At 49.9% G+C, this 11,870-nt stretch carries 9 protein-coding genes; 7 read left to right on the plus strand and 2 right to left on the minus strand.

Annotated elements, in window-relative coordinates:
- Positions 1–19: 19 nt before the first annotated feature.
- Positions 20–1,312, plus strand: coding sequence for an O-acetylhomoserine aminocarboxypropyltransferase/cysteine synthase family protein (locus tag CWE11_RS00100; RefSeq protein ID WP_126775570.1), 1,293 nt, complete (start codon positions 20–22; stop codon positions 1,310–1,312).
- A gap of 13 nt (positions 1,313–1,325) precedes the next feature.
- Here CWE11_RS00100 and CWE11_RS00105 read toward each other — a convergent pair whose 3' ends face one another.
- Positions 1,326–2,207 (minus strand): homoserine O-acetyltransferase/O-succinyltransferase family protein, encoded by an 882-nt coding sequence (locus tag CWE11_RS00105; protein ID WP_126775571.1) that lies wholly within the window; start codon positions 2,205–2,207, stop codon positions 1,326–1,328.
- A gap of 178 nt (positions 2,208–2,385) precedes the next feature.
- Complete coding sequence (locus CWE11_RS00110) at positions 2,386–3,666, minus strand: citrate synthase (RefSeq protein ID WP_126775572.1); 1,281 nt, start codon at positions 3,664–3,666, stop codon at positions 2,386–2,388.
- A 308-nt stretch (positions 3,667–3,974) separates the two neighbouring features.
- On the opposite strand from CWE11_RS00110, the gene sdhC reads away from it, so the two are divergent.
- The 6 genes from sdhC to odhB all read left to right on the plus strand — a co-directional run bounded on the left by sdhC (position 3,975) and on the right by odhB (position 11,746).
- Positions 3,975–4,349 carry a succinate dehydrogenase, cytochrome b556 subunit gene (gene sdhC / locus CWE11_RS00115; protein ID WP_126775573.1) on the plus strand — a complete coding sequence of 125 codons (375 nt, stop codon included), beginning with the start codon at positions 3,975–3,977 and terminating at the stop codon, positions 4,347–4,349.
- Positions 4,343–4,690 (plus strand): succinate dehydrogenase, hydrophobic membrane anchor protein, encoded by a 348-nt coding sequence (sdhD, locus tag CWE11_RS00120; RefSeq protein WP_126775574.1) that lies wholly within the window; start codon positions 4,343–4,345, stop codon positions 4,688–4,690. The genes sdhC and sdhD overlap by 7 nt, the downstream gene beginning before the upstream one ends.
- Before the next feature lie 9 nt (positions 4,691–4,699).
- On the plus strand, positions 4,700–6,460 hold the full coding sequence (gene sdhA, locus CWE11_RS00125; RefSeq protein WP_126775968.1) for a succinate dehydrogenase flavoprotein subunit: 1,761 nt from the start codon (positions 4,700–4,702) through the stop codon (positions 6,458–6,460).
- 12 nt (positions 6,461–6,472) lie between these two features.
- Positions 6,473–7,189, plus strand: a complete 717-nt coding sequence (locus tag CWE11_RS00130; RefSeq protein WP_126775575.1) for a succinate dehydrogenase iron-sulfur subunit — start codon at positions 6,473–6,475, stop codon at positions 7,187–7,189.
- A 143-nt stretch (positions 7,190–7,332) separates the two neighbouring features.
- The gene (locus CWE11_RS00135; RefSeq protein ID WP_126775576.1) at positions 7,333–10,131 is read left to right on the plus strand and encodes a 2-oxoglutarate dehydrogenase E1 component; all 2,799 of its coding nucleotides are present in this window, start codon (positions 7,333–7,335) and stop codon (positions 10,129–10,131) included.
- A 16-nt stretch (positions 10,132–10,147) separates the two neighbouring features.
- On the plus strand, positions 10,148–11,746 hold the full coding sequence (gene odhB / locus CWE11_RS00140) for a 2-oxoglutarate dehydrogenase complex dihydrolipoyllysine-residue succinyltransferase (protein ID WP_126775577.1): 1,599 nt from the start codon (positions 10,148–10,150) through the stop codon (positions 11,744–11,746).
- Positions 11,747–11,870 lie beyond the last annotated feature (124 nt).

Consider the following 11,870-nt stretch of genomic DNA (forward strand, 5'->3'; position numbering starts at 1 on the left):
CATCGTAAGAGAGGTTATTATGCGTTTAGAGTCATTGGCGTTACATCACGGTTACACGGCAGAAGCGACGACCCGAGCTGCTGCAGTTCCGATATACCAAACAACTTCATTTACCTTTGAGAATACTCAACACGGGGCCGATTTATTTGATTTGAAGGTAGAGGGAAACATTTACTCGCGGATTATGAATCCTACCAATGCCGTACTTGAAGAGCGGCTTGCTGCGATTGAAGGTGGGATTGGTGCTTTGGCGGTCGGTTCTGGGATGGCTGCGATTACCTATACGATTCAAACATTAGCCTCGGCAGGGGACAATATCGTCAGTATCAGCAAGTTATATGGCGGAACCTTTAACCTCTTCGCTCACACATTACCCCAGCAAGGCATCGATGTAAGATTTGCCGATGCAGATGATTTTGAGGGGCTTGCTGCCTTGATTGACGGCCGAACTAAACTGCTGTTTTGTGAATCCATCGGAAATCCGGCCGGCAATGTCGTCGATTTGGTTCAACTTGCGAAAATCGCGCATCAACACGGGATCCCTCTGGTGGTGGATAATACGGTCGCAACCCCTGTTCTGTGCCGTCCTATTGAGCTTGGCGCAGATATCGTGATCCACTCGTTGACCAAGTATATTGGCGGTCATGGCACCACGGTGGGAGGGATTATTATTGATAGTGGAACGTTCGATTGGTCAGCGCAGCCCGAGCGTTATCCGCAACTGAATCAGCCGGATCCCTCCTACCATGGCGTGGTGTACACCGAAGCACTCGGACCGGCGGCATTTATTGGACGTTGTCGTGTGGTTCCGCTGCGTAATACGGGTGCGTCATTGGCAGCGCAAAGTGCCTTCAATATTTTGCAAGGCCTTGAGACCCTTGCATTGCGCGTTGAACGTCACTGTGCAAATGCGTTGAAAGTCGCTGAATATTTATCTGCCCACCCAGACGTCAGTTGGGTTCAGTATGCTGGACTTCCGACCGATAAGTATCATGGTTTGGCGCAAAAAATCACTGCAGGACAGGGCTCGGGGATATTGAGTTTTGGTATCAAAGGCGGAAAAGAGGCGGCCACCCAGTTCATTGATGCGCTCAAGCTTTTCTTGCGCTTGGTCAATATTGGGGATGCCAAGTCCTTGGCGTGTCATCCGGCATCCACCACACATCGGCAGCTATCGCCGGAGGAATTGGGGCGAGCCGGTGTCAGCGAAGATCTTGTTCGTTTGTCGGTTGGAATTGAGCATATTGATGACATTATCGCCGATCTCGATCAGGCGCTTGCTGTCGCTCATAAGGCCTTGCGTGTCGCTTAACAAAACTCGGTGATTAGCGAACCCAGGTCTCAAGCCAGTTTTCTAACAGACGAACCCCGTGGGCTTGCCAATCAGCCTGCGGGGGATGTTCTCTCTCGACTCCCTCCGATTCATCATCGGTTTCCAAATAATAGAATTCAGGTTCGTTTGGACTCAACCCTCTGGACACATCTCGTTGAAATTCGCGATGTAAGGTGTCGGCTTCATATTCAGGATGACCGAGGACAAACAATCGCTTGCGAATCGGATCAATGGTCACAAAAGCACCCGCGCGGCGTGAGTCCATCAGCACACGCAATTCAGGATGTGCGTACATCTGATTTTGTCGTGCTTCTGCGTTGCGCGAATGGGGGACTCGGATGTCCCGCGGAATCCCCTCGATAATCGGATGTTTTCGTAAAATCCGATGTTCGTACAACCCACTAATTTTCTTCGCACGCTGCACGCGCGGGATACCATAATGATGATAGAAGGCAGCATTTGCTGCCCAGCACAAATACATCACACTTGCGTAGCTCAGGATTGCGTCATCAAAGATGTGGCGGAGCTCTTGCCAGTAGCTAACCTCGTCGTAATCGCGCGTGCCAAGCGGCGCGCCCGTGATAATTAATGCATCGAGGTCATCCCGTGCATCCCAATCTTGGTAATACCGATCGAGATGGGCTTGACGGGTTTTTGATTTCCATTGCTTTAGCTTGAGACAATGAAGTTCCAGATCGAATTTCGTCTGTGCCAACAGACGTAACCAATGCCGTTCAGCAACTTCCTTTTCAGGCATTAAATTTAGAAAGCCTATTTTCAACACGCCGCGATGATTCGGATCGCAGCGCACGGGCAAACCTTCTTGCTGTAATTGCGAGATGATTGGTAATGGGCGATGCAGGGTTAATGGCATAAAAGTCTCATTCGAAGATCATGACAGGCCAAGTTTTGCCCTATTCTGATCTGAAACGTTATAGTTCGCCATGATGACATTTGATTATGGTCAAGACAAGCCAAGAGAAAGGTGACTAAGCCGATTAAAGGCATGAAAAAAGCCGCTCTCAGTGAGCGGCTTTTCGTATCATGGTGCTTTACTTCGCAATAGGCTTAAATTTGCGTTGTGCTTCGCCGGTGTATAATTGGCGCGGACGGCCAATTTTCTGGCTTGGTTCACTCAGCATCTCATGCCAATGGGAGATCCAACCGACTGTCCGTGACAATGCGAAAATCACCGTGAACATGTTGGTCGGGATACCGATCGCTTTCAAGATAATTCCCGAGTAGAAATCCACATTCGGATACAGTTTCTTCTCTACGAAGTACTCATCCTCAAGGGCAATCCGCTCTAATTCCATTGCAACGTCAAGGAGTGGATCTTTGATGTTGAGTTCTGATAGGACTTCATGACAGGTCTCGCGCATGACTTTCGCGCGTGGATCGAAGTTCTTGTAGACCCGATGACCAAAGCCCATCAGACGGAATGGATCGTTTTTATCTTTCGCTTTTGCGATGTACTCAGGGATCCGATCAACCGAACCGATTTCCGCGAGCATCTTCAAGCAGGCTTCGTTTGCGCCGCCGTGTGCTGGGCCCCAAAGTGATGCGACACCAGCCGCAATACATGCGTATGGGTTTGCGCCTGAAGAGCCTGCTAACCGAACCGTGGAGGTCGATGCATTTTGCTCATGGTCCGCGTGCAAGGTGAAGATCCGATCCATTGCGCGTGCAACAACGGGACTCACTTTGTATTCTTCCGCAGGAACCGAGAACATCATGTTCAGGAAGTTTTCCGTGTAGCTTAGGTTGTTTTGTGGATAAACAAAGGGTTGCCCGATGTTATGCTTGTAGCACATGGCCGCAATGGTTGGCATTTTCGCCACAAGGCGATAAGCACTGCGAGCGCGCTGCTCGGGATCTGCGATGTTTAAATCGTCATGATAGAACGAGGAGAGGGCACCGGTTACAGCGCACAACATGGCCATCGGGTGGGCGTCACGGCGGAATCCGCCAAAAAACTCATGAATCCCCTGATGCACCATCGTGTGCTTGGTGATGGTTTTCTTAAATTTCTGATATTCCTCAGCAGATGGGGCCTCACCATGAATCAGCATGTAGCAAACTTCGAGATAGTCTGCCTCGGTGGCTAACTGCTCAATTGGGTAACCGCGGTGTAAAAGTACACCGTTATCGCCGTCAATGTAGGTGATTTTCGACTCACATGAGCCAGTGGCGAGGAAGCCAGGGTCAAACGTGAAGTAGCCGTGCTTGCCAAGGGTCCGTACATCAATTACATCGTGACCGGCGGTGCCTGAAAGCACCGGCAGCTCGATACTATTGCCATCGATTTGAAGAGTGGCTTTACGCTCAGCCATGGATATCTCCTTGTATTCTGTGCGTCTTAGGTCAAAAAAGTGCGCTATTTGTACTTGATCTTGGGGTGATCTGTCAATTTAACGTAAACGGTAGTTGTTTGGATGCCTACCTCTTTTTTGCTACGACTTTAGTCTAATTGTTATAGTTCTATTGAGGTTGCAAGCCGTTCATTTACAGGGCTGTAACGACTGATGGGACCTGGCAATCTAAACCTTATTTTGCCGATGTCAGTAATTGTAATTGTAAACTGTGCCCGATATACTTGGGCGCACTGATTTCAACAGCGTTTTCAGATAAGGCAACAGTTGTGAAAAAACAAAGACCTGTTAACCTGGAGCTGACCACAATCAGCTTTCCACCTTCTGCAATCGCCTCCATTTTACACCGGGTTTCCGGCGTTATTATGTTGGTTCTCGTTGGCCTTTTGGTCTGGTTGCTCGCGCTATCGCTTCGTTCTTACGAAGGGTTCGTTCAAGCGCAAAATATTTTAGCAAACCCCGTCCTAAAGTTTGTCATCTGGGGCTTCCTCACAGCAATGGGTTACCACTTGCTTGCCGGTTTGCGTCACATGGTGATGGATTTGGGCTTCTGGGAAGAGCTTGAGTCGGGGAATACCAGTGCGGTGGTTACCATCGTGTTGGCTGTCATTCTAGCCGTCTTAGCAGGGGTTTGGTTATGGTAAAAATTGCTTCTACATTCGGTCGTAGCGGTACGCACGACTACATTCTGCTGCGCGCAAGTGCACTTATTTTGGCATCATACGCCGTCTTTTTGATTGCCTGGTTGGTATGTAACCCAGGCGTCAGTTATGCCGACTGGGTGGGCTTCTTTGGCCACATCGGGGTGAAAATATATACGTTGCTAGCGCTAACTGGACTCCTAATCCACGCATGGATTGGCATTTGGCAAGTGCTTACCGACTACGTGAAGAATTCACTGTTGCGCGGTGCAATTCAATACGTGGTTGTGATCGCCTTGTTCGTCTACTGGTTCACCGGCTTATTTGTTTTGTGGGGTGTCTAAGTGAGCAACTTGAAAGAACTACAGTTTGATGTAGTCGTTATCGGTGCGGGTGGTGCAGGTATGCGCGCTGCATTGCAAATCTCACAAAACGGGATGAGCTGTGCGCTGATGTCAAAAGTATTTCCTACCCGTTCTCATACGGTTTCAGCGCAGGGCGGTATAACCGTTGCACTGGGAAATGCGCACGATGACAACTGGGAATGGCACATGTTCGATACGGTGAAAGGCTCTGACTATATCGGAGACCAAGACGCGATTGAATACATGTGTAAGACCGGGCCAGAAGCCATTTTGGAACTTGAGAACATGGGCTTGCCTTTCTCTCGTTTCGAGAACGGAAAAGTGTACCAGCGTCCGTTTGGTGGACAGTCAAAGAATTTTGGTGGTGAGCAGGCGGCGCGGACCGCAGCGGCAGCAGACCGAACCGGTCATGCCCTGCTGCATTTGCTTTATCAACAAAACGTGAAGAATAAAACAACCGTCCTTTCTGAGTGGTACGCGCTTGATCTCGTTAAGAATCAAGATGGTGTTGTGACCGGCGTCACCGCATTAGAGATTGAAACCGGCGAAATCTATCACATTCGCGCGAAAGCAGTTGTGCTTGCGACGGGTGGAGCAGGGCGTATTTATGCGTCAACCACCAACGCACACATTAATACGGGTGATGGCGTTGGGATGGCATTGCGTGCGGGAGCCCCAGTCCAAGATATGGAAATGTGGCAGTTCCACCCAACGGGGATTGCTGGTGCAGGCTCCTTGGTGACCGAAGGGTGCCGCGGGGAAGGTGGATATCTGTTGAATAAGGACGGCGAGCGCTTTATGGAGCGTTATGCTCCGAACGCTAAAGACCTCGCAGGACGTGACGTTGTGGCCCGTGCCATGATGACTGAAATTCGTGAAGGCCGAGGGTGTGAAGGCCCTTGGGGTACTCACATTAAATTGAAACTCGACCACTTGGGCCGCGAGACCTTAGAAGCGCGTCTGCCGGGTGTCTGTGATCTGGCGAAAACCTTTGCCCATGTCGACCCAGCGGAAGAACCGATTCCTGTGATTCCAACCTGTCACTACATGATGGGCGGTATTCCAACCGACGTAAACGGTCAGTGTCTCCAAGTCGATGCAAAAGGTAATGTAACACCTATTCAAGGACTCTTTGCCTGCGGTGAGATTGCTTGTGTGTCTGTTCACGGTGCTAATCGCTTGGGTGGAAACTCACTGCTTGACTTGGTTGTATTCGGACGGGCGACGGGTCTGCACTTAGGTGATGCACTAGCGGCAACAACCGAGTCGCGTGCCGCATCAGACAGCGACGTCGATGCCGCGTTAAGCCGATTAAATCGCTGGAATAGCACCCAGAAAGGTGAAGACCCGTATCAGATTCGGAAGGATCTGCAGAAGTGTATGCAGCTGAATTTCTCGGTCTTCCGTGAAGGGGAAGCGATGGAACAGGGCTTGAAAGAGCTCCGTGAGATTCGTGAGCGTCTGAAGCATGCGCGATTGGATGACACGAGTCAGGATTTCAACACCGCGCGTGTTGAATGCCTCGAGTTGGACAATTTGATGGAGACCGCTTACTCAACAGCAGTTTCTGCATCGTTCCGTCAAGAAAGCCGTGGCGCTCATAGCCGTGCCGACTTCCCTGATCGGGATGACGAGAGCTGGTTATGTCACACTGTGTATCGTCCGGAAGATGAGAGCATGGTGAAGCGGGAAGTGAACATGGCGCCGAAGTTGCGTGAAGCGTTCCCTCCGAAAGCACGTACTTATTAAGAGGTTTGTACGATGAAAAAACTTACCTTTTCGATTTATCGCTACAATCCAGAGGTCGATACCAAGCCGCGGATGCAAGATTACACGCTCGAGCTTGAAGATAACCAAGACCTGATGGTGCTTGAAGCGCTCATTAAGATTAAAGAAGAGCAGGATCCGTCTCTGGCGTTCCGTCGTTCGTGTCGTGAGGGTGTATGTGGGTCTGACGGCTTAAATATGAACGGGAAAAATGGGTTGGCGTGTATCACCAACTTGTCTTCGTTAAAGTCAAACAAGATTGTCATTCGTCCGCTTCCTGGCTTGCCCGTTATGCGCGACCTGATTGTCGATATGACGCAGTTCTATAAGCAGTACGAGAAAGTAAAACCGTATCTGATTAATGACGAAAAAACGCCACCGGCGCGGGAGCGTCTGCAGAGCCCAGAAGAGCGGGCAAAATTAGACGGTCTATACGAATGTATTCTGTGTGCTTGTTGTTCAACATCATGCCCTTCGTTCTGGTGGAATCCAGATAAGTTTGTCGGTCCTGCGGGATTGCTTCATGCTTATCGATTCTTGGCAGATAGCCGGGATACTGCGACTGAGCAGCGTCTTGACGATTTGGACGATGCGTTCAGTGTGTTCCGGTGTCACGGCATCATGAACTGTGTGAATGTATGTCCGAAAGGGTTAAACCCGACGAAGGCTATTGGACACATCAAGTCTATGTTGTTGAGCCGCGCTGTTTAGCGAAAGCAGGCGGTCTCTGATATAGTATTGAATATGTTGTACAAATAGCCATCCCGCTACGGATGGCTATTTTTTTAAAAAAGTCGTGACCATTAACGCATATCTGCTGTTTTTCGCAGTCCGAACTAGTGAAAGGAAAAGCAATGCAAGAAGGCGCAATGCAAGCCTGGATTGAGTCCTCTCAGTTTGCGGGAGGAAACGCAGCTTACATCGAAGAGCTGTTTGAGTTGTACCTCGACGACCCCACGGCAGTCAGCCAAGAATGGCGAGAACTGTTCGATACCCTGCCGCAAGGTGCTTACGATGTGAAGCACAGCGAAATTCGTGAGCAATTTCGTGAAGCGGCAAAAAATAAGCTGAAGCAAGCGGGCTCGGGCTCGTTTAATGCAGAGCTTGCTGAAAAGCAAGTGCGTGTATTACAGCTAATTAATGCGTATCGCTTCCGTGGTCATCAGCATGCCAACCTTGATCCGCTTGGATTGTGGAAACAAGAGTCGGTTCCAGATCTTGACCCGAACTATCATGGTCTCAGCAAGGAAGACATGGACCTCGAGTTCAATGTCGGTTCCTTGATGATCGGCAAAGATACAGCGAAGCTGAATGAAATTCATAAGGCACTTGATGCCATCTACTGCGGGTCGATCGGTGCTGAATACATGCATATTGTGTCGACCGATGAGAAGCGCTGGATCCAGCAGCAACTTGAGTCGCAGCTGGGTAAGCCGAAATTTAGCACGGAAGAACGCAAACGCGCACTGAAAGAATTGGTGGCAGCGGATGGTCTTGAGAAATACCTCGGTTCCAAGTTCCCAGGTGCGAAGCGGTTCTCCCTCGAAGGTGGTGATGCCCTCGTTCCATTGATCAAATCATTGATTCGTCGTGCGGGTGTTCATGGGGCCAAAGAGGTCGTTATTGGGATGGCGCACCGTGGGCGCTTAAACGTTTTAATTAACGTCCTTGGTAAGAAACCCAAAGAATTATTTGATGAGTTTGCGGGTAAAAACACGACGGATAAAGCCGGTGATGTGAAGTATCACATGGGGTTCAGTTCTGACTTCGAAACGGAAGGCGGAAATGTTCACCTCGCATTGGCATTTAACCCGTCGCACCTTGAAATCGTCAACCCAGTCGTGATGGGATCCGTGCGCGCACGAATGGATCGTCGCGGTTGCAAAGATGGCAGCAAAGCACTCCCGATCACCATTCATGGTGATGCAGCAATTGCTGGGCAAGGTGTCGTCCAAGAAACCTTTAACTTGTCGAAAACACGTGCCTATGGTGTGGGCGGAAGCATTCGGATTGTGGTCAACAACCAAGTCGGTTTTACCACTTCGAAGCAAGAGGATGCGCGCTCAACACAGTACTGTACGGACATTGCAAAAATGGTCCAGGCGCCTATTTTCCATGTCAACGCAGACGATCCAGAAGCCGTATTGTTTGTTTCTCAGCTTGCTGTGGATTATCGCAATACCTTCAAACGCGATGTGGTGATTGACCTCGTGTGTTACCGTCGTCATGGTCACAACGAGGCGGATGAGCCGAATGCGACTCAACCACTGATGTATCAAAAGATCAAGAAGCATCCCGTTCCACGTGAGATCTACGCGAAGCGTTTGATCGAAGAGAAGATCGTGGAAGAGGATGATGTCAAAGGCTTGATGTCGGACTATCGTGATGCACTGGATCATGGTGAGTGCGTGGTTGACGAGTGGCGTCCGATGGAAGCGCATTCGGTTGATTGGTCGCCGTACATCGATAACGATTGGGACGTGGCCTACGATTCCAAAATTACGGTCGATGAATTAAAAGACCTCGGACACAAGGTCACCGCTATCCCGGCCGGATTCAAACTGAACTCGCGGGTTGCGAAGGTCTACGAAGAGCGCGTCAAAATGGCTAAAGGCGATCGCGCGCTCGACTGGGGAATGGCAGAAACACTGGCTTATGCCTCCTTGGTGAAATCCGGAGCAAGAATTCGGATGACTGGACAGGATTGCGGGCGTGGAACCTTCTTCCACCGGCATGCTGTGCTGCATAATCAAAAAGATGCGGCAACCTTCCTACCGTTGACTAAGATCGATGAAAAGCAAGCGCCGATCGAGATTTACGACTCCGTGCTTTCAGAAGAGGCCGTCATGGCGTTCGAGTACGGTTATGCGACTGCGGAACCGAACACCTTAGTCATTTGGGAAGCGCAGTTTGGTGACTTTGCGAACGGTGCTCAAGTGGTGATTGACCAATTCCTGAGCTCAGGCGAGCAAAAGTGGGGGCGTCTCTGTGGCCTTACATTGCTTTTGCCCCACGGCTATGAGGGACAAGGTCCGGAACACAGTTCTGCTCGGTTGGAGCGCTTCTTGCAGCTTTCGGCAGACCACAACTGGTCCGTTTGTGTGCCAAGCACACCAGCCCAAGTATTTAACATGATCCGCCGTCAACAATTGCGCCCTGTGCGTCGACCGTTGATTGTGATGACTCCGAAGTCACTTTTGCGTCATGCGGACGCAGTAAGCTCTTTGGAGGATCTGGCTGATGGTAAATTCCACAACGTTATCGGAGAAATCGATAAGATCAATCCGAAAAAAGTAAAACGTGTGGTCTTCTGTAGTGGTAAAGTCTACTACGACTTGCTAGCGGCTCGCCGCGAGCGCGAACTGGATAATGTGGCGATTATCCGTATTGAGCAGTTGTATCCATTCCCTCATGAAGAAATGGCCGAAGTGCTGAAAGAGTATCAGCACGTGAAAGATTTTGTTTGGTGTCAGGAAGAACCACAGAATCAAGGCGCCTGGTATTGCAGCCAGCACCATTTCCATGCTGCCATTCCAGACGGAGCGAAGCTTAGTTACGCTGGCCGTGCCGCTTCATCATCTCCGGCAGTGGGATATGCCTCGGTGCATAAGGAACAACAAGAGAAACTCGTGAACGAAGCACTCAGTATTTAACAGGTGAGACGAAATCATGGCGATTGAAATCAAAGTACCCGAATTACCAGAATCCGTAGCGGATGGCACTATCGCGACTTGGCATGTCAAGGAAGGCGATAAAGTGACGCGTGACCAGAACCTGGTGGATATCGAAACCGACAAAGTCGTGCTTGAAGTGGTTGCTGAGGCAGATGGAGTAATCGGCAAAATTAGTGCCGAAGAAGGCGCGACCGTGAAAAGCCAAGAAGTCATCGGCTCAATTGAAGAAGGTGATGGTAAATCGGACGCAAAAGCCGACAAGAAAGAAGCCAGCAAAGACGATAAGAAAGACGATAAAAAAGACGAGAGCAAAGACGAAAAGAAAGCCGACAAGAAAGATGACGGTGCGTCTGAGAAAAAATCGTCTAAGTCTGATGAAGAGAGTGGCGAAAGCATTGAGGTCAAAGTACCTGAATTGCCCGAATCTGTGTCTGAAGCAACGATCGCAACGTGGCATGTAAAAGCCGGTGATCAGGTTGCTCGGGATCAGAACTTGGTTGATATCGAAACAGACAAAGTCGTCCTTGAGGTGGTCGCGGAAGCCGACGGCGTGCTCGCTGAAATCATTCACGATGAGGGCGCGAATGTGGGTGCGAAAGAAGTGATTGGCAAAATCACAAAAGGGGCGAGCGGAAGTGTGAAAGCATCGTCTGAGGACACAAAGGAAGAGAGTGCTGATGACGAAGGGTCTGACAAAGACTCTGATGCCGTGAGCCCATCGGTGCGTCGTTTACTGGCCGAACACGATATTAAAGCAAGTGATGTGAAGGGAACCGGAAAAGACGGTCGCATCACGAAGGAAGATGTAGAGAAACACATGAAGTCAGCGAACGACAAATCTTCTTCAGAGAAGCAAGAAAGCAAATCTTCTGGACAGCCGGCCGTCAGCGGCGACCGCACCCAGAAGCGGGTTCCTATGACGCGTTTGCGCAAGACCATCGCGAAACGGTTGCTCGAGGCAAAGAATTCAACGGCCATGTTAACCACCTTCAATGAGGTGAACATGAAGCCAATCATGGATCTGCGTAAAACGTACCAAAAAGAATTCGAAGATCGTCATGGAATTCGATTGGGCTTTATGTCGTTCTATGTGAAAGCGGTTGTGGAAGCACTGAAACGCTTCCCAGAGGTAAATGCGTCGATCGACGGAGATGACATCGTGTATCACAATTACTTCGATGTCAGCATTGCGGTATCAACGCCTCGTGGGTTGGTGACACCGGTACTTCGTGATTGCGACAAATTGAGTTTGGCAGAAATCGAACAGGGTATTCGTGACCTCGCAATCAAAGGGCGTGATGGGAAGCTTACCTTGGATGAAATGCAAGGTGGTAACTTCACCATCACCAATGGCGGTGTATTTGGCTCCTTGCTATCGACGCCTATCCTGAATCCACCACAAAGTGCGATTCTTGGCATGCACAAAATCCAAGACCGCCCGATGGCGGTCGATGGGAAGGTAGAAATTCTGCCTATGATGTATCTTGCGCTTTCGTATGATCACCGCATCATCGATGGCAAAGAGTCGGTCGGCTTCTTGGTCACCGTGAAAAACCTGCTGGAAGATCCGCAACGTCTGTTGCTCGACATCTAACAGTATTGCGGCAGCAGGGGTCTGCTGCCGCTGTCATTTGCGCGGTAAAGTACGTATAATTGCGCGCGAAAATTCGGGTAAGCAGCGTTTCGCTGCTTTCGTTTTGAATGAACAAACGGAATAA

Source organism: Aliidiomarina sanyensis (genome assembly GCF_003987175.1).
Taxonomy (GTDB): Bacteria; Pseudomonadota; Gammaproteobacteria; order Enterobacterales; family Alteromonadaceae; genus Aliidiomarina; species Aliidiomarina sanyensis.